Source organism: Flavobacterium aquidurense (genome assembly GCF_001404985.1).
In the GTDB taxonomy this organism is placed as follows: Bacteria; Bacteroidota; Bacteroidia; order Flavobacteriales; family Flavobacteriaceae; genus Flavobacterium; species Flavobacterium aquidurense_B.
Genome location: NZ_JRLF01000008.1, coordinates 17,580 through 41,829, shown reverse-complemented (window position 1 = coordinate 41,829; position 24,250 = coordinate 17,580). Strand labels below are relative to the sequence as shown.

General features: G+C 31.9%; 23 protein-coding genes and 1 pseudogene. 12 read left to right on the top strand and 12 right to left on the bottom strand.

Going from position 1 to position 24,250, the window contains the following annotated elements:
- Positions 1-216 precede the first annotated feature (216 nt).
- Both RC62_RS05730 and RC62_RS05725 read right to left on the bottom strand, forming a co-directional pair.
- The gene (locus tag RC62_RS05730; RefSeq protein ID WP_055093481.1) at positions 217-696 is read right to left on the bottom strand and encodes a hypothetical protein; all 480 of its coding nucleotides are present in this window, start codon (positions 694-696) and stop codon (positions 217-219) included.
- Positions 697-1,147: 451 nt separating this feature from the next.
- Positions 1,148-1,675 carry a hypothetical protein gene (locus tag RC62_RS05725; RefSeq protein ID WP_055093479.1) on the bottom strand — a complete coding sequence of 176 codons (528 nt, stop codon included), beginning with the start codon at positions 1,673-1,675 and terminating at the stop codon, positions 1,148-1,150.
- Between the two features lie 246 nt (positions 1,676-1,921).
- On the opposite strand from RC62_RS05725, the gene RC62_RS05720 reads away from it, so the two are divergent.
- Positions 1,922-2,134, top strand: coding sequence for a hypothetical protein (locus RC62_RS05720; protein WP_157472378.1), 213 nt, complete (start codon positions 1,922-1,924; stop codon positions 2,132-2,134).
- 168 nt (positions 2,135-2,302) lie between these two features.
- A complete protein-coding gene (locus RC62_RS05715) occupies positions 2,303-3,772 on the top strand; it encodes a serine hydrolase domain-containing protein (RefSeq protein ID WP_055093474.1) in 1,470 nt (489 codons plus the stop codon).
- Between the two features lie 240 nt (positions 3,773-4,012).
- On the opposite strand, the gene mnmE is transcribed toward RC62_RS05715, so the two are convergent.
- Positions 4,013-5,413, bottom strand: a complete 1,401-nt coding sequence (gene mnmE, locus RC62_RS05710; RefSeq protein WP_055093473.1) for a tRNA uridine-5-carboxymethylaminomethyl(34) synthesis GTPase MnmE — start codon at positions 5,411-5,413, stop codon at positions 4,013-4,015.
- Positions 5,414-5,575: 162 nt separating this feature from the next.
- Here mnmE and RC62_RS05705 point away from each other — a divergent pair, with 162 nt between their 5' ends.
- Both RC62_RS05705 and RC62_RS05700 read left to right on the top strand, forming a co-directional pair.
- Entirely contained in the window at positions 5,576-6,409 is an 834-nt protein-coding gene (locus RC62_RS05705; RefSeq protein WP_055093471.1) for a universal stress protein, read from the top strand.
- Positions 6,410-6,474: 65 nt separating this feature from the next.
- Positions 6,475-8,247, top strand: coding sequence for a MutS-related protein (locus tag RC62_RS05700; protein ID WP_055093470.1), 1,773 nt, complete (start codon positions 6,475-6,477; stop codon positions 8,245-8,247).
- A 283-nt stretch (positions 8,248-8,530) separates the two neighbouring features.
- Here the strand turns inward: RC62_RS05700 and RC62_RS05695 are convergent, their stop codons facing one another.
- The 7 genes from RC62_RS05695 to RC62_RS05665 form a co-directional block, all read right to left on the bottom strand.
- On the bottom strand, positions 8,531-9,160 hold the full coding sequence (locus RC62_RS05695; protein ID WP_055093464.1) for a DsbA family oxidoreductase: 630 nt from the start codon (positions 9,158-9,160) through the stop codon (positions 8,531-8,533).
- Between the two features lie 259 nt (positions 9,161-9,419).
- The gene (gene dnaN / locus RC62_RS05690; RefSeq protein WP_055093586.1) at positions 9,420-10,538 is read right to left on the bottom strand and encodes a DNA polymerase III subunit beta; all 1,119 of its coding nucleotides are present in this window, start codon (positions 10,536-10,538) and stop codon (positions 9,420-9,422) included.
- Between the two features lie 107 nt (positions 10,539-10,645).
- Complete coding sequence (gene gldG / locus RC62_RS05685) at positions 10,646-12,331, bottom strand: gliding motility-associated ABC transporter substrate-binding protein GldG (protein WP_055093462.1); 1,686 nt, start codon at positions 12,329-12,331, stop codon at positions 10,646-10,648.
- Positions 12,331-13,056 (bottom strand): gliding motility-associated ABC transporter permease subunit GldF, encoded by a 726-nt coding sequence (gldF, locus tag RC62_RS05680; RefSeq protein ID WP_055093460.1) that lies wholly within the window; start codon positions 13,054-13,056, stop codon positions 12,331-12,333. The genes gldG and gldF overlap by 1 nt, the downstream gene beginning before the upstream one ends.
- 48 nt (positions 13,057-13,104) lie before the next feature.
- Positions 13,105-13,623, bottom strand: a complete 519-nt coding sequence (locus RC62_RS05675) for a hypothetical protein (protein WP_055093458.1) — start codon at positions 13,621-13,623, stop codon at positions 13,105-13,107.
- Positions 13,624-13,640: 17 nt separating this feature from the next.
- The gene (locus tag RC62_RS05670) at positions 13,641-13,937 is read right to left on the bottom strand and encodes a putative quinol monooxygenase (protein ID WP_055093457.1); all 297 of its coding nucleotides are present in this window, start codon (positions 13,935-13,937) and stop codon (positions 13,641-13,643) included.
- Between the two features lie 343 nt (positions 13,938-14,280).
- Positions 14,281-15,108 (bottom strand): S-adenosyl-l-methionine hydroxide adenosyltransferase family protein, encoded by an 828-nt coding sequence (locus tag RC62_RS05665; protein ID WP_055093455.1) that lies wholly within the window; start codon positions 15,106-15,108, stop codon positions 14,281-14,283.
- 271 nt (positions 15,109-15,379) lie between these two features.
- On the opposite strand from RC62_RS05665, the gene RC62_RS05660 reads away from it, so the two are divergent.
- From RC62_RS05660 to RC62_RS05635, 6 genes are all read left to right on the top strand, one after another.
- Positions 15,380-16,330 carry a PhoH family protein gene (locus RC62_RS05660; protein WP_055093453.1) on the top strand — a complete coding sequence of 317 codons (951 nt, stop codon included), beginning with the start codon at positions 15,380-15,382 and terminating at the stop codon, positions 16,328-16,330.
- A 145-nt stretch (positions 16,331-16,475) separates the two neighbouring features.
- Complete coding sequence (locus RC62_RS05655) at positions 16,476-16,961, top strand: hypothetical protein (protein ID WP_055093448.1); 486 nt, start codon at positions 16,476-16,478, stop codon at positions 16,959-16,961.
- On the top strand, positions 16,958-17,320 hold the full coding sequence (locus RC62_RS05650) for a DUF1801 domain-containing protein (protein WP_055093447.1): 363 nt from the start codon (positions 16,958-16,960) through the stop codon (positions 17,318-17,320). The genes RC62_RS05655 and RC62_RS05650 overlap by 4 nt, the downstream gene beginning before the upstream one ends.
- Positions 17,321-17,459: 139 nt before the next feature.
- Entirely contained in the window at positions 17,460-18,290 is an 831-nt protein-coding gene (locus tag RC62_RS05645) for a Cof-type HAD-IIB family hydrolase (RefSeq protein ID WP_055093446.1), read from the top strand.
- Positions 18,291-18,484: 194 nt separating this feature from the next.
- Positions 18,485-20,833: a S9 family peptidase gene (locus RC62_RS05640; RefSeq protein ID WP_055093445.1), complete on the top strand. Its 2,349-nt coding sequence runs from the start codon at positions 18,485-18,487 to the stop codon at positions 20,831-20,833.
- Between the two features lie 272 nt (positions 20,834-21,105).
- On the top strand, positions 21,106-22,062 hold the full coding sequence (locus RC62_RS05635) for a phosphoribosylaminoimidazolesuccinocarboxamide synthase (protein ID WP_055093444.1): 957 nt from the start codon (positions 21,106-21,108) through the stop codon (positions 22,060-22,062).
- 125 nt (positions 22,063-22,187) lie between these two features.
- Here RC62_RS05635 and RC62_RS05630 read toward each other — a convergent pair whose 3' ends face one another.
- A complete protein-coding gene (locus RC62_RS05630; protein ID WP_055093443.1) occupies positions 22,188-22,727 on the bottom strand; it encodes an SRPBCC family protein in 540 nt (179 codons plus the stop codon).
- A gap of 358 nt (positions 22,728-23,085) precedes the next feature.
- On the opposite strand from RC62_RS05630, the gene RC62_RS05625 reads away from it, so the two are divergent.
- On the top strand, positions 23,086-23,466 hold the full coding sequence (locus RC62_RS05625) for an ankyrin repeat domain-containing protein (RefSeq protein WP_055093442.1): 381 nt from the start codon (positions 23,086-23,088) through the stop codon (positions 23,464-23,466).
- A 90-nt stretch (positions 23,467-23,556) separates the two neighbouring features.
- Here the strand turns inward: RC62_RS05625 and RC62_RS05620 are convergent.
- Positions 23,557-24,036 (bottom strand): annotated as a pseudogene (locus RC62_RS05620) (DUF2238 domain-containing protein).
- Between RC62_RS05620 and RC62_RS23080 the strand changes: the two are divergent.
- Positions 24,014-24,223, top strand: a complete 210-nt coding sequence (locus tag RC62_RS23080; RefSeq protein WP_245176794.1) for a hypothetical protein — start codon at positions 24,014-24,016, stop codon at positions 24,221-24,223. The pseudogene RC62_RS05620 and the gene RC62_RS23080 sit on opposite strands and share 23 nt — an antisense overlap.
- Positions 24,224-24,250: the final 27 nt, after the last annotated feature.

Sequence of the window (24,250 nt, the reverse complement as noted above, 5' to 3'; positions counted from 1 at the left end):
AAATTTATTATTTTCAATCCTTAATTACTGTTATTGGCATGAATTACTCAAAGAAACTTGTTGTAAAAAAAATATTTTTGTTTGTTCTGTATGCAAGTGCTTTTTAATATTTGGCTGCTAATGTTTAATTGTTTTATTTTCAGTCGGTTATAATTTCCTATAGTCAGTAATTCCCTGTAGTTTGTCACCTTGGAAGCGGTATTAAATCTGAATGCTTTAAAATTTTCTTTGGGAAGGTTTATAACTGCCGGGCGCAGCGCCATTTGTTTCATCACGGGTGCGTTCATCTTCTCGAAGCTCCTCACTACCAAGCTGCCCAATTTCGAATTCCCTGTTCACGGGGTTGTTTTTGTCCGGTTCAATGGTTTTAAAGGTGTCGCTTTCAGCCTCATCGCTCTCAGGAGTATCAATGTCAGTTTCAAACCCTTCAGAGGGATCATTATCTACAAGGTCCTTTTCAATGTCCTTCTCGGTGATATCTTTGGATTCACTGTCGGATTCATTGTCAAGATTCTCTGAATCATATGGGTTGCTAATCTCATCGCTGCTCAGATCATCTCCGTAATCGGGCTCGGCATTATATGTAATGGGATGGCCTGCAGAGGAGGAAGCTTTCTGTTGCCCCTGATTCCCTTTGTCTGCATTTTGAAAATTCTTGTCATCCTGACCGTAATTTTCGCGTGTATCTGAATTCATGATTTTATTTTTTAGATTACATTTTACTATCGTTTTTAAAGGAGTGGCCGTGACAAGACTGCCGGTATTTCCGCGTTTGTTAGCATTTTACCCTTCTCTATTCTTTGTGGATTGTCTTTTATCAAATGTAAAGAGGATAGTTACGATTTTTTTTACAGAATTATGATTTGCATTTATAAAATAGCTACCAGACAACTAGATAGGTTGTATTATTTGAAAAAATGTTGAAAGTCAATTTTTCAGATTTTAATGGTAATTGCGGAAAATCGATTGAATCAAAGGTATAGACGGATATAGAGCATATTTTTACGTCTGTGCCGATTACAGGTTTGAATACCGGCTGATTTAATTCAAAACCGAAAGAGTAAATTTGGGGATTTCAAGTCTGTCAACGAAATCGACTATATTGAATTACAAATTTGTGAATTTTATTGATAAGTAAAAATTATAACTACTTTACTATCTTCCCGTCAATCTTAATGCTTTTCCAACCATCATCTAAACCTTGTCCTTTAATATACGTTATCTGATGTGATTCACCTTTCATATTATCATGGTAAATCATTTCAAAAGAAAAGGTTATTTTTTTATCAGTTTTTTCAATTACAGTAACTTTATAATCATTAGTAGTTCCGTCATTAAGGGTAAAGAAACTATCGCCAACTTTGCTGTTAAACTTTGCTCGGGTATATTCCTTACCTGTTGAATCTTGCCATGATTCCATTAATTGATTATTCTCATCGATTCGAAGGTATGCTGTGGAAACAGCGTCACCACCTATTAAAGAATAGAACTTGTAGTACAATTTACCATTGATCCTTACTGTATCTTGTATTTCTGTAAAATTTTGTGAATCAATTGTCCACTGATTTCCGATTTTCATCGGTAAAAAAGAACTAGCAGTTTCATTATTCATTTGTGGCGTCTTGCAGGATACAAAAAGAAAAATAGCAAAGTATTTCAGAATAGTTTTTTTCATGATTTATTAGGGTAAGAGATGTTAAATTAGATGTTATAAAATTTAGTTTTAGCCCGATAACAACTGCATGCTGAACATAAAGTAGAATTTTTTCGTTCACTTACAAATTTAGAAAACGAAATTGACTAATAATTGGTTATTATTAACCATTTTAAGAATGAATAGCCCGGTGTACATTTGATGATCAGAAAAAAAATCAAATTGTAAATTATTTTGAAAAACATAAAAGATCAATTTGAAAAAAGTATGATTCATTTATGTAGTGGCGAATTAGCTTCTGCGACCAAAGATTTAGCGATTTTCTTTCAGTATTTGTTTGAAGGCAAAATAATAAAAGATAAAAAAGTCTTATCCGAAATATACACTAACCCAATCGAACTAAATAATAATTACCGCTTAGGACTTTACAATTTTCCGTCATTTTATGGATATATAGGCTACTACTACGGTGGATGGTAGGGAACAGACGTTATGTATTTGTCGGATCTAAATACAAGGATTTCTGTTTTTACTTTACCAAAGGAAAAACTAGGTGTTATCCCTGAAATTAGTCGTAAAAATAATAGATATAGTTAAGCAATTTGATCATGACTATAAACAAAACCAATTTAATAATACAATAAAAATATGAGAAAAATAATAGTGATTTTGATAGTGCTCTTTATTTCAGTTTCCAATCTTACAGCTCAAAACATCAAGACAGAATTAGATCATTATTTTTCTGCTTTAGCTGAGAATAAGCAATTCAATGGCAATGTTTTAATTGCAGAAAATGGGAAAGTGTTGTACCAAAAATCTTTTGGGTATGCTGATTTTTCGACAAAACGAAAAAACGCTTCTGATTCCTCTTTTCCGATTGCCTCGATTACAAAGACTTTCACTTCAACCGCTATTTTACAGTTGGTTGAAAAAGGGCATTTAAAACTGGAAGATCGGGCTGCAGAATATTTGCTTGATTTTCCGTTTAAAGAAGTTACGATAAAACAATTATTGTCTCATACAGCTGGTTTGCCGATTTATGATTCTTTATTTTTCCCTATAATAGCGAAGCATCCTGATGCAGTTTTTACAAATAAAGATCTTATCCCTGCGATGATTTCACAGAAGTCAACACTGTTATTTAAGTCGGGAGATGATTTTTCCTATAATAATGTGAATTATAATATTCTGGCACTTGTCATCGAGAAGATTTCAGGCTTATCTTATGGTGCATATTTAGAGAAAAATATTTTCGGTCCTGCAGGAATGAAAGATACTTCATTGTCAAAATTCTTTAAAAGGGTCGATAAAAATCTTTCCGAAAGATATGTTGTCAAATATCCATATTCAGAAGAGATGCAAAGTGCAGAAACCATTGAAGAATTTAAAGTTGCCAACCATTTTGATTTTCAGGGACATGGTGATTTGATCAGTACCTGTGAAGATTTACTGAAATATGATACATCATTATACAATGGCAAATTACTGAAAATATCAACTCTAAAACAAGCTTACACACCTGTGTTGCTCAGCAATGGAAATGATAATATTCAGAGATATGGCCTTGGCTGGATTACAAGAGAAAATACTTTGATGGGGGAAATCGTAAAGCACGATGGTGGAATACCTGGCGGTCGTACGATGTTATTAAGAAATCTGACGAAACACCAAACAATTATTCTTTTTGATAATACAGCAAATAATGTTATTCCAATTTCAGATAATGCTTTAACGATTTTGAACGGTGGAAAAGTTGATAAACCCAAGAAAAGTGGTGCGAAAATTTATGGAATTGCTTTGGCCGAAAAAGGAATTGAATCTGGTGAAAAGACTTTGAGAAAAATACAGAAAGACTCCTTAAATTATTATATTAGTGAAGGTGAAATTAATTCATTGGGATATGCTTTAATGTTTAATAACAAAGAAAATGAGGCAGAAAATGCATTTAAACAAAACACCCTTCTTTTTCCTTCCAGCTGGAACACCTATGACAGTTATGGAGAAATACTGCTAAGGCACGGCAAAAAACAAAACGCGATCAAAATGTATCAAAAATCTATTGAACTTAATTCTGATAATGAAAATGGAAAGAAAATTTTGGAAAAAATAGCTGATTAAATTATTTCTTGTTCTCCACTAGGAAATAAATAATCCTTACCCTTATCATCAAAAAATAAATGAAAATTATATTACTCATTTCAGAACTACTTTTTTCAAATAGTATTTTTACGCAATCAGAATTTTTTTTTGGATAATTGCCAAATTTCCAAAAGAAAAAGCAATTAAAAAACGAGTTAAATATTATTTATCAATACTTTAACTCGTTTATTTGTTTTTATTTTGTGTTATTTTGTCTAACTATTTTCCAATACAGAAATTAGCAAAAATATTCCCCAGCAATTCATCATTAGAAACCTGACCTGTAATCAACCCAAATTGGTATAAAGCTTCACGGATATCAAGTGCAATCAAGTCACTTGAAAGATTCGTTTCGAGACCAAATTTTACTTTTTGTATTTCATCTAAAGCTTTTAATAAAGAATCATAATGCCTTGTATTAGTAACGATTGTTTCATTATTACGAAGAGCACCGGTATTTACAAAAGAAAGTAATTCATTCTTTAAGTCTTCAACACCAATTTTCTCTTTAGCAGAAATCAATAAAAGTTTTGCGTTTAGGTTTTCAAGCTTAGTTGTAATGTTTGAGACTTCATCAGCTGACAAAATATCTTTTTTATTCACTACAATTACTAAGGGTTTCAGCGGATATTTATTCTTGATTTGTTCAATTTCAGAAACAAACTCAGAGCTTGAAACCTGAAACTTTAAACCATCAAACAAATAAATTACAACCTGTGCCTGTTCTATTTTTTCAAAGGTTTTTTTGATTCCAATACTTTCTACAACATCCTTAGTTTCGCGAATTCCTGCCGTATCAATAAATCTGAAACCAATACCGCCAATCACTAATTCATCTTCAATAGTATCACGGGTTGTTCCTGCAATATCAGATACAATGGCGCGTTCTTCGTTTAATAAAGCATTTAGTAATGTCGATTTACCTACGTTTGGTTCACCAACAATAGCAACCGGAATTCCGTTTTTGATTACATTTCCAACAGCAAATGAATCTATTAAACGTTTCAGCACAAATTCAATTCTGTTTAATAATTCATGAAACTGAGTCCTGTCAGCAAATTCGACATCTTCTTCCGCAAAATCCAATTCTAATTCAATTAGAGAGGCAAAATTCAGCAGTTCTTCACGTAGTTTGGCAATTTCATTACTAAAACCACCGCGCATTTGCTGCATGGCAATTTGATGAGAAGCCTCGTTATCAGATGAAATCAAATCAGCAACAGCTTCAGCCTGAGATAAATCTAATTTTCCGTTCAGGAAAGCTCTTAAAGTAAATTCTCCCGCATCAGCCATACGACAGCCTTTTCGCAATAATAACTGAATAATTTGCTGCTGAATATAAGTTGATCCATGACAAGAAATTTCAACTGTATTTTCGCCTGTATAGGAGTTTGGACCTTTAAAAACAGAAACCAATACTTCGTCAAGTGTTTTCGAACCATCAATAATATGACCTAAATGCAATGTATGCGTTTTCTGCTTTGTTAAGTCTTTATTTTTTATGGATTTAAAAACAGAATTTCCGACAGCAATAGCATCAGCACCTGAAATTCGAATTATAGCAATAGCTCCAGCTCCGGAAGGAGTCGCTAATGCAACTATAGAATCTTGATTTATCATGGTGCAAAGGTATAAAAAAAGCCCTAAAGTTGTCTGCCTGAACACGTATTCAGGATGTGACTTTTACAGAATTATAAAATGTTAAAATACTGATAATTGTAAGAGCTTTTTGTTTTTAGAATGACTAAATTTGAGAGAACAACTTCTAAAAACTGAATCAAAATGAAAAAAATATTATTTCCCACCGATTTTTCTGACTCTGCTACAAATGCATTTGTACATGCTTTAGAATTTGCTAAAATTGTTAATGCAGAGCTTATTTTGTTGCATACTTTTGAAATACCGGTTTACGATAGTCAGTTTTTCCCAGAGAATTATGCTACAATTTATAACTCTATCGAATTGGCTAAATTTGAGATGTTTAAAGATGAAATTCCAAAATTAAGAACCATCGCCATAGAACGAAATTTAGAAGATATTATAATAAAACACCGCCTGATGGATGGTGATTTGATTTTTAATTTAAAAAATGCCGTAGAAGATGATCATATAGATTTTGTTATTATGGGAACATCTGGAGTTTCAGACTGGACCAAATTCTTTTTAGGATCAAATACAAATTCCGTTATTTCAGAAGTTAAAGTACCCGTTTTATGTATTCCGGCAGATGCAAAATTCAAGAAAATAAAAACAATTGGTTTTACCACCCGCTATCGTGAAAAAGATAAAGTCGAACTTAGAAAAGTTTTGAATATTGCTCAAAAAACAAACGCAAAAGTTAAAAGTTTATATGTTAAAACTTCAGGTTCAGATGTTTCTGAAGTAACGATTAAAGAGTGGGAGAAAGAATTTGCAAATGAAAATGTTGAATTTTTGGTATTGCCAAGCGATGAAATAAAAGAAACGATCCTTGACTTTATTTTGTATAAAGACATTGATATTCTTACCACTATAACTCACAAAAGATCCTTTTTTGAAAGTCTTTTTGAATCCAGTTTTACAAAAAAAATAGCCAAAGAAGTTTCTGTACCAGTATTAGTAATGCATGAAACCTAAAATTATGTTTAGATAGTAAATTTGTAAGTGTAAAACCTATATTTGTATTTCATTAAATTAAAAAAATGGAAGCATATCAAAATAAAGTTGAGTACTATACTGCAATTTTCAATAAAATCAATAAAAGATACAATAGCATAAGTATCCTGCGTCTTTTAAGTGTTTTTCTTTGTTTGTTTTTATTGTTTTATTACATAAAAACAAATGAAATCTTATACGCCGCTTTTGCTTTTCTGTCTTTTGTTGGTTTTCTTTTTTTAATGAGAATCCATTCTAAATTGTCTTTTCAAAGAGAGCTTACAAAAGCGATTCTAAAAATTAATAAAGATGAAATTACGTATCTAAAAAGAGAAAAAATCCGTTTTGAAAACGGAATCGAATTCAACGATTTTCATCATCCTTATGCTTACGATCTGGATATTTTTGGAGAACATTCTTTATTCCAGAACATCAACAGAACCGCCACTTTTATCGGGAAAAAAACATTAGCCAATCAGTTATTGAACTTGTCTTCTAATGAAACCATTCTGGAAAATCAGCAAGCAATCGATGAACTTAAAACCAAAATCGACTGGCGTCAGGATTTCCTGGCTCTGGCAATGATTAGTAATGATTCTAAAAATTCATACGAATCACTACTTTACTGGAATTCATTTAAAAATAATACACTACCTAAAGTTATAGTTGCATTATCCGTTATTCTTCCAGTCCTGTTTTTAGGTTTTTTGGCAGCCTATTTTATAACTTCAAAAACAATTATTTTATCCTATCTCACGTATGTTTTTATCGCAAATATGATTGTTTTAGGACAATCTTTTAAACGTATTCAATCTGAGATTGCAAAAGCAGATAACGTAGATAAAATCATCAAACAATACAGTTTATTGGTTCAGAAAATCGAAACCGAAACTTTTCAGTCAAAGAAATTAATCGACCTGCAACAACAGCTTGTTTTTAAAAACGCAACGGCAACCAAACATTTAAAAGACTTGTCTGAATTGTTTTCGAGAATGGATACCATTAATAATCTGGTAACCGCCATTGTTTTCAACGGAACATTTCTATTTAATCTGCATGTTTTAAAAGCACTTTTAAAATGGAAAGACAATTATTCAACAGAACTCGAAAAATGGATTACAATTATTGGCGAATTTGAAGCCCTGAACAGTCTGGCAAATCTGGCCTATAATAATCCTGATTTTGTTTTCCCCGAGATCAATTCAGAATATAAAATTGGATTCTCAGATCTAAGCCATCCGTTGCTGAATCCTGCAACAAGAGTAGGGAATGACACCCATTTTTATCCGGAATCGTATATGATTTTAACCGGTTCGAACATGTCCGGAAAAAGCACTTTTTTAAGAAGTTTGGGAATCAATATGGTGCTTGGAGGAATAGGTTCAGTTGTTTGTGCTTCAAAGGCAAACATGCATCCACTTCCAGTTTTAGTTTCAATGCGATTATCAGATTCTTTGGCCGATAGCGAATCGTATTTCTTTGCTGAAATCAAGCGTTTGAAACAAATTATGGACGCCTTAGAAGAACGTCCGGCTTTTGTATTATTAGACGAAATTTTAAGAGGAACAAATTCTGATGACAAACGTAACGGAACAATAGAAGTAGTCAAAAAAATCATCGCTAAAAATGCCATTGGCGCCATTGCCACACACGATATCGAAGTTTGCCTGACAACAAACGAATACCCTGACATTCTAACCAATCAATGTTTCGAAGTAGAAATTCAAAACAACGACCTCCATTTCGATTACAAACTCCGCAACGGAATCTGTAAAAATAGAAGCGCCACTTTCTTAATGCAAAAAATGGGAGTTATTTAAGGATTTTAGATTTTAGAGTATAGATTTTAGATTGTTTGGAATTTGGATTTTTTAAACTTGGAATTTAAATTTTAATCAGGAGCTATTTCCTGCTATCCGTTCCAATCTTTTGTTTTTTAAAGAAAAAAGCAAAAGGATTTCCCCTTCTATCAGGGCTAGGGCATTCGTTTTCATGAAAAAAATCTATTCTAAAACGGATATGATTTATCAGCTTGTCACTCTGAGCGAAGTCGAAGAGCGCAAAGTAGCCACAAAGAAAAAATCTAAAATCTAAAATCTAAAATTACTTCAACCCTTCTTTAATAGTATTTACAAAAGCTTCAACCGGCTGCGCTCCTGAAACTGCATATTTTCTGTCAAAAACAAAAAACGGAACTCCTTGCACACCAATTTCCTGAGCTTCAGTAATATCGTGTTGTACATCTTTTAGATATAAATTTTCATCTTTTAGAACTTCTAAAACGAGATTCTGATCTAAACCAGCTTTTACTGCCAATTCTATTAAGGTTGGGCCATCATTTAAATCTCTTCCTTCTGTAAAATAAGCTTTAAAGAAAATTTCTTCCATTTCATCGCCTAATTTTTTGGCTTTAGCCAATTGTATAATACGATGTGAGGTTAAAGAATTTGAAATTACAGCTTTGTCAAAATGATAGTCTAAACAAACGCTTTTTGCGCGTTCTGTGACTCCTTTATGCATTTCTATTGATTGCTCAACTGAAATGCCTTTTCGTTCGGCTAAAAACGTAAAAACGTCTTTGCCTGATTGCGGGGTAATGGTTGGATCAAGTTGAAAACTTTTCCATTCAATTTCAAATTCATCATTTGGAAATTCAGCTAAAGCTGTTTCCAGTTGTCTTTTTCCGATATAACAAAACGGACACATGATGTCCGACCAAATTTCTATTTTCATAATACAAAAATAAAGAAAATTTGTTTCAGGTTTGCATTTGTTTCAGGTTTCATGTTTTCTGAACAACAAACCCGACAGGTTTTTAAAACCTGTCGGGTTTAAGATAAAAATCATCTAAAAATAAAAAACCGCAACTCTTTGTCAGAATTGCGGTTTCCAGGTATAAAAAATGGTTGGTTAATAGCGATGTTTTTTTTACAATGATATGTCTTTAATTTGAAACTAAAAAAAATCCCTGTAACAAAAAGAAGTTTTGATGTTAACTATTTAACATCACAGGCATTACCAACATTGTAACAGTTTCACCTTCTTCTAAACCATCTACTGGTGTTAGGATTCCGGCTCTGTTAGGTAATGACATTTCTAACATAATCATGTCTGATTGTAAGTTGGTCAACATCTCTGTTAAGAAACGCGAGTTAAAACCAATTTGAAGATCATCTCCCTGATAATCACAAGTCAGTCTTTCTTCGGCTTTATTGGAGTAATCGATATCTTCTGCAGAAACATTAAGTTCTGCTCCGGCGATTTTTAAACGGATTTGGTGTGTTGTTTTGTTTGAGAAAATTGCCACACGACGAACAGAACTTAAAAATAAAGAACGATCGATCATTAATTTATTTGGGTTTTCTTTTGGAATTACTGCTTCGTAATTAGGATATTTCCCGTCGATTAAACGACACATTAAGATGTAATTGTCAAATGAGAAAGTTGCATTTGATTCATTATATTCGATTTTTACTTCAGCATCAGAACTTCCTAAAATACTTTTTAAAATATTCAAAGGTTTCTTTGGCATAATAAAATCAGCTACCTGAGATGCTTTTACATCTGTACGGGCATATTTTACTAATTTGTGAGCATCAGTTGCAACAAAAGTCAAACCTTCTGGAGAAAACTGGAAGAAAACCCCTGACATTACCGGACGTAAATCATCATTTCCGGCAGCAAAAATAGTTTTACTTACAGCAGTTGCTAAAACATCAGCAGGAACAAGTGTTACAGAAGGATCTTCAAGACTTACTGATTTAGGAAATTCTTCTCCTGCAGCATATGCTAAAGCATATTTACCAGAATTTGAACTAATCTCAACTGTATTGTTTTCTTCAACTGTAAAAGTTAAAGGCTGTTCCGGAAACGTTTTCAAAATTTCAAGCAAAAGTTTAGCCGGCACAGCCACGCTTCCTTTACTTGTAGAATCAATTGATAATGTAGCAGACATTGTAGTTTCAAGATCTGAAGCCGAAACTGTCAATGCATCATTGTCTAGTTCAAATAAAAAGTTATCTAAAATAGGCAACGTATTGTTACTGTTGATTACACTACCTAAAACTTGTAATTGTTTTAATAAGTACGAACTCGATACTATAAATTTCATCTCTTTTGTTTTATTTTTTTGCACTTTTTCTTAGTATTTCTTCAACTAAGATAGGTTTTACAAATATATCGTAAACAATCTTAGTTTCGCAATTTTTTTATTAACATCTATTTACTGTATTTTCTTTTTCTGATGTAAGTAAATACGAATCCAAAAACTAATAAAATTAGAATTGGAAGTCCGATAGTTATGAATTGCGTCAGGCTATAATTCTCGTAAACTTTCTCTTTATCCAATAATGGCAAATTGACATCTTTACTTCTAATGTTAATAAGTCCGGTATCATCCAACAAATAATTAATACAATTCATCATAAAATCTTTGTTGTCGTACAAGTTTCCGGTGCGTTGATCATAACCCAATTCAACAGGCATCATGTTTTTATCCAGTTGATTTCTGGCCAGATCTCCATCAGCAATCACAATCATTTTGTTTGGCTTTCCCTGTGCTAAAAATGAGTTTTCCTTAAATGGCAAAACACGATTCTCAAAAGCCGAATGAAAAGAGCCTTCTAATAAAACAGACAACGGAATATTACCTTTATTCAGATAATCCTGAGGTGTCGTTTTTTCAGTTACAATATTCAAATTGATTTCTACAGGTGTTCCAATTGTTTTAGAATATGGAGAAGATTGTAATAAAACTGTTTTTTTGATTCTGTTTTTTAAAGTGTCAATCGGACTCGCAAAATCAAATCGTATTCCGCCCAGATTTTTTACAATCGGATGCTGGCTTGCCGGATATACTTGCGGAGCATATTTCCATACAAAATCCTGATATTGTGTTGCACTTCCTTGTTCTCCTGTAGCCAGTTTTATTGGGCTTCCTTGTTCATCTTTTACCAGATCAGGATTGATTCTGAAACCGTATTTAAAGAATATATCATTAAGGTTTAAATCTCTTGGATAAGCCAAAGTTGCACCTGCCTGATTGTATAAACTATCCATATCTGCCGCAACCTGATCGATTAACCACAACGTTTTCCCGCCATTCATGATAAACTGATCCAGAACTTGCTTTTCTTCATCAGAAAAAGTTTCTGTTGGTTTTGAGATAATCGCAAGGTCATATTTATTTAAGGCATCCAGAGTTCCTGTTGGATTTTTTGCTACTGAATCTAATGTAAAAGGTCCAATGTAATAGCTTTCGCGAATTTGCCTTAATAATTTAGCAATATGAATTTCGCTTAGTTCACCATTTCCTTTTATAATTGCAACTTTCTTTTGTCTGTCTTTGCTGATTTTATTAATAGCGTCAGCAATCGAATATTCTAAATGCTGAATTGATCCTATAACTTTTTGTGTTGTAGAAGCGCCCATTATATTTTTCAATAAAGGAATATTTACTTCTTTATTGTTATAAACAGCAACAGCCCAAGGAAAAACCATTGCCTGAGATTGTTTTCCTTTATCATCAACAGTGATGTTTATTGGTGTAAGCCCTTTTTGATACAAAGATTTTACAACATCCAGATCTTCTTCTCCGTTTTCTAAAGGATTTACAAATTCAAAAACGATATTACTGTTATAAGCCTGAAACTCTTCGAGTAATTGTCTGGTTTCCTGTTGTAAACGCTTAAAATCTGCCGGCAAATCGCCCTGCATGTAGATTTTGATTGACAAAGGGTTCTTAACTTGTTTTACAATTTGTAAAGAAGTTTCAGATAAAGTATATCGTTTGTCTTTGGTTAAATCAAAACGGTGGAAAAACAAACTTCCTAACACATTTAAAACGATTAAAACAAAAACGGTAATACCTAACGTTTTGATATTTTGTTGAGTAGATGCTTTCATTACGCTTTAAAAGATTTTAATTGATAAACAGTAAGAGACAAAAATAATACTGTGATGCTTAAAAAATAAATGACATCGCGGGTATCGATCACACCCCGACTCATACTTTTAAAATGATCCTGCATTCCAAACAAAGAAATAATAGTAGACGATCCCGGAATCAATGAGGCCAAACCTTCAAAACCAAAATAAAAGATAAAACATAAAAAAACGGCAATAATAAAAGCCACAATTTGATTTTCGGATAGGGTAGAAGTAAAAATTCCGATAGCAGAATAAGCGGCAATGAGGAATAATAATCCAAAATAAGAACCTATTGTGCTTCCCATATCGATGTTTCCTTCCGGAGAACCTAAGTTCGAAATTACTTTTACATATATAAATGTTGGTATAATTGCCAAAAGGATTAATAGGAGAGAACCTAAAAATTTTCCGTTTACAATTTCCCAAACAGATAATGGTTTGGTTAAAAGCAATTCAAGTGTACCTTGTTTTTTTTCATCAGAGAAACTTCTCATGGTAACGGCCGGAATCAGGAAAATCAAAATCCAGGGCGCCAATGTAAAAAACGGAGTCAAATCAGCATAACCGGTATTCAGAATGTTATAATCTCCTTCAAATACCCATAAAAATAGTCCGTTGCTAATTAAGAAAATAGCAATGACCAAATAGCCAATAGGAGAACCAAAAAAGGATTTTATTTCTCGTAAAATGATTGATTTCATTTATTTTTTATTTAATCGTTTAATCAGTAATTTGTTTTTTTTTGATCGTTATCTAGGACGTATTATTCCCTTTTTAGATAGTATAATTAATATGCTTCCAATTAATAAAAATAGTATCCCAGCATATATATCAAAATATTTCTTTTCTTCAGCTATTGTATCTTTTAGAGATAAATAAGTATTTTTATTATCACTTAGCGACATGACTATTATCTGTTCATTTTTATAAAGTTTGTCTTTATCTTCTGAAGGAATTACTATTTTAATTGAATCTCCATTTTTTTTTGATTTTTCAAATTTACTTTTTTCAAAGTAGTTTAAATAATCAGCAATTATTTGAAATTTGCAATTATATCCTTTAACCCAAATATAAAATTGTCTTGATATTGCTTTGCCTCCAGAGACGTATTTAAACGAATAATCTTCGATTTTTCCTTCAACAACTTCTAAATCATTTTTACTTTTAATTTTCGGTCTTTGAGTTTGATGAAATAAAAAAAATATTCCAACTGCTGGAAACAACAGTAAGACAAGCCATTTCTCAAATTGCTTAAAAATAGATTTCATTATTAATTTTTATAATTTTAAAGCAAAGAAACCAATTTATCCACACTCCACGCTTCCGGTTTTGCATTGAAGAGTTTTTTTGTAAAACTCCAAACACTATTAAAAAGTTCAGATTGTCTGTAATTTTCTAAATCTTGTTCGGTTGCCCAATAGCTGTAGGTAAAAAATATGCACTTGTTATTTTTATCCTGATACAATTCTAAAAAACGATTTCCTTCTGCATTTCGTATTTTGTCTTTCACGGTTTCAAAATTTTCCAGAAAATCAGGAATTTTTTCTTCGTGAAAACTCATTTTTACTATTCGAACAAACATATTTCAATTTTAGATTTTAGATTTTAGATTGCAGATTTTAGATTTTTGAAATGTCTAAAAGCTTACAGGTGCGCAAAAATACCAATTTTGATTGTTCTTTTTAGGAAAATTTAAAATATTATGAAAAGCTTATTTTTTTATTTTATTCTGGTTTGTCATTTCGATCGAAGGGAGAAATCACACTAGAAGCTCCGCAATTAAAATCGCCAATCTTTGTCGAGTTACGAGTGTGATTTCTCCCTTCGATCGAACGAAATGACAAAAAAGTCGAAAATCCGCTAATCAGCATATCGTTTTTCAGGCATTTCAAAAATCTAAAATCTGCAATCTAAAATCTAAAATATTAATTAAACTTTATCGTAATCACATCGCGATAATTCAATCCTAACAAACTATTTGCAGAACCTACTTTTGAAGGATTACTTCTGAAAATGGCAATTTCAAGAAATCCGGCTTCGTTAAAAATGGCTAGTTTTTCACCTTCATAGGTTTTGATTGGGTATTTATCTGAAGTCGCAATTGCAGAATAATTAGGTAAAATTGTCTTGATACTTTTCGGTTTCATTACAATCTCATAAGGACGTCCTTTTGCTATTTCCAGAAACTGTCTTTTGGAAATATTAGTTACAACGTTTCCAAAATGATCAATGTAAATTACATATCCTTTTATAGAGTTTCCGTCGTTCGACACTACAGGCTGCAATTCTGTGATTTGCTTTATTTCTGTAATTTCTTTTCCAATAACATTCAATAAGCCGCCTTTGGAAATGTGACAGGCAACCTGAATAAAAATATCTAAATCACTTGATTCGCTCGGAAAACGATCATGTATATTAATCGCAACAATTTTTTGCGGAACAATCTTCTGCGTAAGCATACTTAAGATCCCATTATCAGCACATATAAAGTAATGATCATTCCATTGCATGGCAATATGCTGATTTTCTTTATTGCGTTCAATATCTACACCAATTAAGTGTACGGTCCCTTTTGGGAAACTTAAATACGATGCTCCCAGAATGTAACTTGCTTCTGCTGTGTTAAATGGATCAATATCATGCGAAATGTCAATAATTGCAGCCTCCGGATACTCAGATAATATTTTACCCTTTAGAGAACCAACAAAGTGGTCTTTTAAGCCGTAATCGGTAGTGAGGGTAATTATTGACATAATTTTGTTTATAACTATTGGTAGTATTTAAATCTAATTTTCATTAAATTTGAGAAATGCAAAGCTAATAATAGTAAATGCAAATTGAAAGAAAGAAAAGACAAATTGCGATAAAATATATAGTGTCTTAGTTTTCAGTTTCAGTTTTCAGTATTTTAACAAAAATGATTTTAAAACTGTGACAGAGATTAAAAACTGCGACTTTTTAAAACAAACACCCGACAACCACAGATTATAAAACTGATTTATTTTTAATTTAAAATTAACTCATTTGAACGAAAGAATTATCGAGCTCATAGACATCGCTCCAAAAGACTTTTGGGGCGCTCAAGACACTCATCTTGAAATAATTAAAAAGTATTACCCAAAGCTTAAAATCGTAGCGAGAGGTACCACTTTGAAAGCATTTGGCGAAAAAGAAGTTTTAGATGAATTCGAAAAAAGATTTCAGAGGCTTATGCTTCATTTTACCCGATACAACAACATTGATGATAATGTAATTGAACGCGTAATTATGAGTGATGGTCAGGATGAAAAAAAATCATATGATCATGACAAAATATTAGTTCATGGTGTTGGCGGTAAATTAATTAAAGCCATGACGCCTAACCAGCAGTTACTTGTAGATACCATCAAGAAAAATGATATGGTATTTGCTGTTGGTCCGGCCGGAACAGGAAAAACGTATACAGGTGTAGCAATGGCTGTAAAAGCGCTTAAAGACAAAGAAGTAAAAAGGATCATATTAACGCGTCCGGCGGTAGAAGCAGGAGAAAATCTTGGTTTTTTACCCGGAGATATGAAAGAAAAACTGGATCCGTATATGCAGCCTCTTTATGATGCTTTGCGCGATATGCTGCCAAACGAAAAGCTCGAAGATTACATTTTAAAAGGGATTATACAAATTGCGCCATTGGCATTTATGCGTGGACGTACGCTTGATAATGCCTTTGTAATTCTGGATGAAGCACAGAATACAACACATTCGCAAATGAAAATGTTTTTGACCCGTATGGGAAAAAATGCCAAATTCATGATTACAGGCGATCCCGGACAGGTCGATTTACCACGCAGAACTATTTCCGGACTTAAAGAAGCTATTTTGGTTTTGAAAGATGTTGACGGAATTGGTATTATTTATCTGGATGATAAAGATATCGTACGTCACAGATTAGTAAAAAAGGTAATTGATGCTTATAAACAAATAGAAAATCACGATTAATTTTGTGAAATGATTTTTTTGTGAAATGTCAAATGTAAATCGTGAAGTGTGTTTTGATGTTTAATAATATTCGTTTTATACATATCTTTTATAAGGAATGTGTAAAACGAATATTTTTTTTGATAAAGCTCTAAAAAGCAATTAAATGAAAATTAGAATATTGGCTTTCGTATTAGTTATCTGTTTTATTTCATGTAGAAAATCAGAAATTCCTCTCAGTAAATTTGTTGGGACTTGGCATGATACAGAATATATTATTCCAGGAAAATCAAGTATTGTAATTAAAAAAGATAGTTCTTTTTATTATAAAAGTGCAGGTTGTGATTGGAGAGTTGTTTCTAAAGGGAATTGGAAAATAATTGGTGATTCGATAGAATTAAATAGTACAACTAGTGATACATGCTATAAAATGTTTCCGTTCGTTGAATGCATTTTTTATGAAGAAAATAATAGAAAAGATATTCTAACAATTCCAAATTGTGACCCAAGAAATAATGCTTCTTTTGCAATATTTTCAAAAGAAAAATTTTATATAAAAAATGATTCATTAATTTATAAACTTAAATCAAGTTCAAAATGTCCTGATACATTAAAAATTATTTTTGCCAGAACTCCAAAGATTAAAAAATGAAACAACTAGATGATTTCTACCTAAAACAAGAAGAACCTATAAAAGGAATATTTCTTGCCTTGAAAGAAATTATTCTAAAACATGACCCAGACATTACAAATGTCCTAAAATACGGAATGCCATTTTTTTGTTATAAACAAAAAATGTTCTGCTATTTATGGATTCATAAAAAAACGAAACAACCCTATATTGGTATTGTTGAAGGAAAACATTTTGATGAACCTTTTTTGATTCAGGAAAATCGTTCACGAATGAAAATTATGATGCTGGATAGTAAAGAAGATTTTGATGTGAAAAAAATAGAGGACATTCTTCAGAAAGCTTTGAATTTGTATAAATCAGGAATTATTAAAGTTTAAATTGTTTAAAATTCAGTATTTGATGAAATAGTTAAATAAATAATAAACTTACTATAATATAGGGTTTAAAGCATGTTTATCTTTGTTCTGCTTGAGGTAAAACCTTAAATTTGCATATCATAAATACTTGATCTTTAATATGACAAAACTTAAAAATATAAAAGTTGTAGTAAGCGACCTTGACGGAACTTTGCTCAACCCACAGCATAGAATATCAGATTATACCAAATCAATTTTTCAGGAACTTCACAATCAAAATTATCTTATTGTTGTTGCCACAGGCCGTCATCATCTTGATGCAATGGCCATTATCGAAACACTTAAGGTCCCGGTTTATCTGGTAAGCTCAAACGGAGCCAGAATTCACTCACCTGAAAAAGAAGAATTATTTTCATTTAATTTAGATAGTGATGTTGTAAAAGCAGCATTAAATGTTGAAATAGATCCTGAAATCACTGTAGTTTTATTCAAGGAAAATGTTTGGCAAACCAATAAATGGAGTGAAAAACTGAATGCTTTCCAAGCTGATTTAAAATATCATCCTGAATTGGTAGATTATAAAACACTGGAAGATTTTGGTGCTATTAAAATTTTCTTCTCGTGTGATAATCACGAAAAATTAGTAAAATTAAAAGATGCTGTATTGGCCAATTCTTCAGAACATTTGCATCATGCTTTTAGCCTCCCAACTTGTTTAGAGTTTATGGATAAATCTATCGATAAAGCAGTTTCAATTGAGCAAGTATTAGAAAGAGAAGGTTTTACTCTTGATGAAGCGGTTTCTTTTGGAGATGGTTTTAATGATGTTCAAATGTTATCTGCATCAGGAAAAGGGCTGATTATGGGCAATGCACCTGCTTTATTAAAAGAAACTTTGCCAAACTTAGAAGTAATAAAAACAAATGCCGAAGATGGTGTAGCAAGATATATTGCCTCAAAAATTTTAAATAAAGAATTAGCTTCGAGTTAATTAAAACGATATAAATTTTAGTGTTTTAAAATTAGAATTTTAGACTTTTAATAAAAATTAGATCCTTGGAGATATTTCTTCAAGGATTTTTTTTGTTGAATGCATATAATGCAAAGAATTTCGCAAGCAATTGATAAAAACATTTTTTTAATAATTTTCAAAGTGTATTTTTGTTTTCTCAAAAAACTAATACCATGACAAAAAACATTTTTATCCTTGCCTTTTTAATTTTTTCAATTTCGGGCAAAAGCCAAACATTGAAATTAGAAGAAATAATGAAAGGCGAATCTTTTATTGGCAATCAACCCACAAACGGACGCTGGTCTCTGGATGGTAAAAAGGTTTATTTTGAATGGAATCCTACAGATGATTTAGGCGCAAATACCTATTCATGGCAAAAAGGAGCAGTAAAACCTATTTTGGTTGAACCTAAAGAAGCTGCTTTTTCTAAACTTGATTTTAAAAGAAAAACAAATTCAGATATTGTTTATTATACAGATAAAGGAGCTTTGTATTCTTATAGCATAACTACAAAATCTGTTAAAAAAATCATGCAGCAAAGCACTCCAATTACAAATCTTGAATTAGGAAAAGATGCCGGAATACTCTTCTTTGAGCAAAACGATAATATCTTCAAATACAATGCTAAAGAAGGAACAGTTCTACAGATTACAAATTTTAATAAAGGCGTTAAGAAAGAAAAAACTCCTGAAAAAGATTCTTTTTTAAAAACACAACAGAAAGAATTGTTTCAATTTATAAAAGATAAAGAAGCTAAAAAACAATGGAATCTGGCTAAAAGCAAAGCTGTTAAATCTGATTTTGCTAAAGAATATTTTTATGGAAAAGATAACTTCTATAATCTAAAAGCAAATCCAAACGGAAATTTTGCAACTTTTAGTTTAGTAGAAGAATCAGATGTAAAGAAGGAAAAAATGGAAGTTTTTATAACTGATGATGGTTATAATCAGACTCCGGATACAAAAACCAAAGTTTCTACAGCAAATTTTGTAAAAACCAAATTCGGAATTTATTCTGTTGCAAAAGATACTGTTTACTTTGTTAATTTTTCGACTTTAAGTCATATTCAGGACGCACCAAAATACTACGATGATTATGAAAATTTAAAAAGTAAAGCTAAAGAAGATAAGCTGATTGTAGCTCAGGCTCCGGTTTATAATGAAGATGGATCTTTGGGAATAGTCGAAATCAGAAGCCAGGATAATAAAGAAAGATGGTTGGTAAGCTTAAACCTTGAAAACGGAACATTTAAAGAAATCGAACATCAGCATGATGATGCCTGGATTGCAGGTCCCGGAATTCCGTCGTATTCTTTTGATTCAGGAACTCTTTGTTTTCTGGCAGACAACGAAACTATCTATTTCCAGTCTGAAACTACAGGATATTCACATTTATATACTTATAATTTAAAATCAGGTAACAAAACACAATTAACAAGCGGAAATTGGGAAGTTCGTGATGTCACTTTATCAAAAGATAAAAAAACATTCTACTTAACTACAAATACAACACATCCCGGAAACAGAAATTTTTATAAACTTGCTACAACCGGTGGCGTTTTAGAACCAATTTTAACAAAAGACGGAGCGCATGAAGTTGTCGTTTCTCCAGATGAAAAATCACTTTTAGTACGTTATTCATATAAAAATATTCCATGGGATTTTTATATTGCCGATAATAAAAAGAATGCAACACTACAACAAATTTCCTCTTCAGTTTCTGAAAGTTTCAAAAGCTATAAATGGAGAGAACCGGAAGTAATTACATTTAAAGCGCAAGACGGAACTCCTGTAAATGCAAGATTATATACGCCAAAAGCAGAAAACGCAAACAAAGCTGCTGTAATTTTTGTTCACGGTGCCGGTTATTTACAAAATGCTCATAATTACTGGAGCAACTATTATAGAGAATATATGTTTCATAATATGTTGACTGATTTAGGTTACACTGTTTTGGATATTGATTATAGAGGAAGTGATGGTTACGGACGTGATTTTAGAACTGGAATATACCGTTTTATGGGAGGAAAAGATTTATCTGATCACCTTGACGGGAAAAAATATTTAGTAGAAAAATACGGAATTGATGCGAATAGAGTAGGGATCTATGGTGGTTCATACGGTGGATTTATTACTTTGATGGGAATGTTAACAACTCCTGGTGAGTTTGCATCTGGTGCTGCATTGCGTTCTGTTACAGATTGGGCACATTACAATCACGGGTATACAGGAAATATTTTGAATTTCCCGGAAACAGATCCTGAAGCTTACAAGAAAAGTTCTCCTATTTATTATGCAGATAATCTAAAAGGAAACCTTGTAATGTTGCACGGAATGGTCGATGATAATGTTGAATATAAAGACATTGTTCGCTTATCACAGCGTTTTATAGAACTGCAAAAGAAAAATTGGAGTCTTGCTTCCTTCCCGGTTGAATCACACGGATTTAAAGAAACGTATTCCTGGATTGACGAATACAGCAGAATTCTGAATTTATTTAATTCGACGCTTCTGAAACAGTAGTATTCAGTGGCAGTATTCAGTCTGGGTGTGAAACAGTTGGTAGAATATTTTGAAGACTACAGTAATTTTGTTAAAGTTTTAAACTGTAACAAAGCTCACGCAAAGATTTTCACTGAGACTGAATACTGAGACTGAGACTGCACACCGAGACTGTAAACTGTAAACTGCGACTGAATACCGCGACTGCGACTGCAAACTGAGACTGAAAAACTTGCTTGCTCTTTTAATTAGTTTTAAATTTGCATGGATAAAAAACAACACAACAAACAATAATGAGCAATACAATCACAACTACAAATTTTAATTTTCCAGATCAAAAATCAGTTTACCGCGGAAAAGTTAGAGAAGTTTACAACATAAACGATGAACTTTTGGTAATGGTAGCAACAGACAGACTTTCGGCTTTTGATGTGGTTTTACCAAAAGGTATTCCGTACAAAGGACAAATCTTAAACCAGATTGCCACAAGATTCATGGAATTAACAGAAGATATTGTACCAAACTGGTTGATTGCAACTCCGGATCCTAACGTTGCTGTAGGACATTTATGTGAGCCTTTTAAAGTAGAAATGGTAATTCGTGGTTATGTTTCAGGACATGCTGCGCGTGAATATGCTGCGGGAAAAAGACAAATATGTGGTGTTACAATGGCAGAAGGATTAAAGGAAAATGATAAATTTCCGGAACCAATTATTACGCCAACTACAAAAGCAGATAACGGTTCTCATGACGAAGATATTTCTCGTGAAGATATTTTGTCTAAAGGAATTGTTACTGAAGAAGATTATATTGTATTAGAAAAATTTACTCGTGATTTGTTTCAAAGAGGTACTGAAATCGCTGCAGAACGCGGTTTGATTTTAGTAGATACAAAATATGAATTTGGTAAAACCAAAGAAGGTGTTATTGTTTTAATTGATGAAATTCATACACCGGATTCTTCTCGTTATTTCTACGCTGATGGATATCAGGAGAGACAGGATAAAGGAGAGGAGCAAAAACAATTGTCTAAAGAATTTGTACGCCGCTGGTTGATCGAAAATGGTTTTCAGGGGCAAGACGGACAACAAATTCCAGATATGACAGATGAATATATCGAATCTGTATCTGAAAGATATATTGAATTATATGAGAATATATTAGGCGAAAAATTCGTAAAAGCTGATATTGATAATATCGATGAACGTATTAATAATAACGTATTAGAATATCTTAATAACAGAGATTAATTTTCGGGTTTAAACAGAACTATTAAAAAATAAAATGCCTTGCTGTAAAGCAAGGCATTTTATTTTTTAAACTGATTACTAAAAACTGTCACTGCGACTGTGACTGTCACTAAACAAAAGGGAAACTAATTTTCCATTTTATTCTTGAGATTCTCCAGTCCTTTTTGTAAATCATTTCCAATCATCTGATCCATTTTCATCATGGGCAGCATGATATTCATTGGGTACGGAATAACTCCATTAATTCCCCATTTTACTTTTGTCTGATTTCCTGTAACAGCTTCTGTAGACATAAAGCCTACAGCAGTATCTTCCATTGGTTTTTTGAAACGCAAGGCAAAATCAATACGTTTGTTTTCTGTGATTTTTGTAATTTCCTGTTCGCCAGCACCTACTTCTTTTACATCACTTTCCCACGCAGCTATAGATCCAACAGTTCCGTCAGTACCTTTATAAATTGATTTCATTTTTGGGTCTATAGAAGCCCAAACGCTAAAATCGTTTTGATTTTTTAGATACTTCACATAATTAAAAACACTGTCAACAGGTTTATTGATCGTAATTTCTCTTTCGACTGAATATTTTTTAGGCATAAAATATGCACCAATTAATACGATGGCGAAAACTAGAATTAGGATAACCAGAATTTTTTTAATGATTCCCATAGTTTTTTGGTTTTAGGTTTATTAATTATTTTTTGTTTTTACGGTTGCTTATAACACTCATTAATAGAGTATTTATAAAAGTAAAGTTAAAAAAACTAAACTTTCAATTTATGACATCTTAAAATTTTAAAAGATTTTTTTCAGAAATTTTCATTTTAATGTAACATTTTTGATTTTATGGCGTCTATTGTATGGAAGCTTAGAATAAGATAACATAAATTTTAAGCTAAACGGATCTTTATTATTTAAAGGTTAAGAATAAGTTAAAACATAGTACTTTGTTATACATAATAGCATAATTTGAATTACATTTACATAGAATTTAAAAAATCATCATTAATCAATCAAATCAATCACCATGAAAAAATCAGTAATTTATTTAGGAGTAGCTTTAGTAGCATTCGCGAATGTTGCAATGGCATCAAATCAAAAATCATTTGTACAGCCACAAATCGAAAACGTAAGCAGTTTTGCAACCCCACTAACTGTAGCAGTTAGTAAAGGAGATCTTGAGTTTGTAAAAAAACTTATAGAATACGGAGCAGACGTTAATGAAATCTCTGAAGATTTAACACCTTTAATGATAGCAGCACGTTATAACAAAGTTGATATTTTGAGAGTATTATTATCAAATGGAGCAAATCCGTCTGTTAGAAATGAAAAAGGTTTTACAGCTTTAAAATATGCACAATTATCAAATGCAACAGAAGCGATAGCCATTTTAAAAGATTTAAAATAATAGTTTAAGTTTAAATCGAGTTTTTGAGTTAGTATATAAAACGACCTTCCTTGAGCAGAAGGTCGTTTTCATTTTGGTGTTTTTCATCTCCTAAAAGTCTATTTTCTGAATGAACTTATCCTGAATTTTAGAAAATAGAATTAAGCCTGTAATCGCTCCAATAGTTGCAAAAAGCATATCAGATTGTGTATCCCAGACATATCCCTGAGTTCCTAAAAAAGCGTCGCCGCCATCACCGGTTGCAATTGATACAAACCATTCTATAAATTCGTAAGCGGCACTAATAGCCAAACAAATACAGACAATAATAAAGTTGAAAAAACTTTGATTGCTGATTACTTTTTTACGAATAAATAATTCTCTTATAATCATTGCCGGAACAAAACCCTGAGCAAAATGACCTACTTTATCATAGTTGTTTCTGCTTTGATGAAATACCTCTTTTATATAGTCAAAAAGCGGAACTTAGGTGTAATGACCACCAATAAACAGAATGATACAGTGAATTAAAATCAGTGTATAAGTAAAATTGGTAAATCTGAATCTTTTGAAAGTAAAAGCCAAAATCATAAAACCTATTATTGCCGGAATCACTTCAAGAAAACAGGTAAATCCTTCTTTTGGATTTATAATTGATGCTATTAAAGAGATTGAAAAAAGGCTTAGCAAAAAGTATATGTATTTCATAAATCTTGTTTGTATTGATTACATGCAAGATATTAAACTAAAAGATATTGAAATCAAAAAAGCACCATAATTATGGTGCTTTTTCTTTTTTAAACCA

Excerpts from the sequence above, each read along its gene's own strand:
- RC62_RS05730 (WP_055093481.1), bottom strand. The coding sequence starts at position 696 with ATGAATTCAGATACACGCGAAAATTACGGTCAGGATGACAAGAATTTT.
- RC62_RS05725 (WP_055093479.1), bottom strand. The coding sequence starts at position 1,675 with ATGAAAAAAACTATTCTGAAATACTTTGCTATTTTTCTTTTTGTATCC.
- RC62_RS05720 (WP_157472378.1), top strand. The coding sequence starts at position 1,922 with ATGATTCATTTATGTAGTGGCGAATTAGCTTCTGCGACCAAAGATTTA.
- RC62_RS05715 (WP_055093474.1), top strand. The coding sequence starts at position 2,303 with ATGAGAAAAATAATAGTGATTTTGATAGTGCTCTTTATTTCAGTTTCC.
- mnmE (WP_055093473.1), bottom strand. The coding sequence starts at position 5,413 with ATGATAAATCAAGATTCTATAGTTGCATTAGCGACTCCTTCCGGAGCT.
- RC62_RS05705 (WP_055093471.1), top strand. The coding sequence starts at position 5,576 with ATGAAAAAAATATTATTTCCCACCGATTTTTCTGACTCTGCTACAAAT.
- RC62_RS05700 (WP_055093470.1), top strand. The coding sequence starts at position 6,475 with ATGGAAGCATATCAAAATAAAGTTGAGTACTATACTGCAATTTTCAAT.
- RC62_RS05695 (WP_055093464.1), bottom strand. The coding sequence starts at position 9,160 with ATGAAAATAGAAATTTGGTCGGACATCATGTGTCCGTTTTGTTATATC.
- dnaN (WP_055093586.1), bottom strand. The coding sequence starts at position 10,538 with ATGAAATTTATAGTATCGAGTTCGTACTTATTAAAACAATTACAAGTT.
- gldG (WP_055093462.1), bottom strand. The coding sequence starts at position 12,331 with ATGAAAGCATCTACTCAACAAAATATCAAAACGTTAGGTATTACCGTT.
- gldF (WP_055093460.1), bottom strand. The coding sequence starts at position 13,056 with ATGAAATCAATCATTTTACGAGAAATAAAATCCTTTTTTGGTTCTCCT.
- RC62_RS05675 (WP_055093458.1), bottom strand. The coding sequence starts at position 13,623 with ATGAAATCTATTTTTAAGCAATTTGAGAAATGGCTTGTCTTACTGTTG.
- RC62_RS05670 (WP_055093457.1), bottom strand. The coding sequence starts at position 13,937 with ATGTTTGTTCGAATAGTAAAAATGAGTTTTCACGAAGAAAAAATTCCT.
- RC62_RS05665 (WP_055093455.1), bottom strand. The coding sequence starts at position 15,108 with ATGTCAATAATTACCCTCACTACCGATTACGGCTTAAAAGACCACTTT.
- RC62_RS05655 (WP_055093448.1), top strand. The coding sequence starts at position 16,476 with ATGAAAATTAGAATATTGGCTTTCGTATTAGTTATCTGTTTTATTTCA.
- RC62_RS05650 (WP_055093447.1), top strand. The coding sequence starts at position 16,958 with ATGAAACAACTAGATGATTTCTACCTAAAACAAGAAGAACCTATAAAA.
- RC62_RS05645 (WP_055093446.1), top strand. The coding sequence starts at position 17,460 with ATGACAAAACTTAAAAATATAAAAGTTGTAGTAAGCGACCTTGACGGA.
- RC62_RS05640 (WP_055093445.1), top strand. The coding sequence starts at position 18,485 with ATGACAAAAAACATTTTTATCCTTGCCTTTTTAATTTTTTCAATTTCG.
- RC62_RS05635 (WP_055093444.1), top strand. The coding sequence starts at position 21,106 with ATGAGCAATACAATCACAACTACAAATTTTAATTTTCCAGATCAAAAA.
- RC62_RS05630 (WP_055093443.1), bottom strand. The coding sequence starts at position 22,727 with ATGGGAATCATTAAAAAAATTCTGGTTATCCTAATTCTAGTTTTCGCC.
- RC62_RS05625 (WP_055093442.1), top strand. The coding sequence starts at position 23,086 with ATGAAAAAATCAGTAATTTATTTAGGAGTAGCTTTAGTAGCATTCGCG.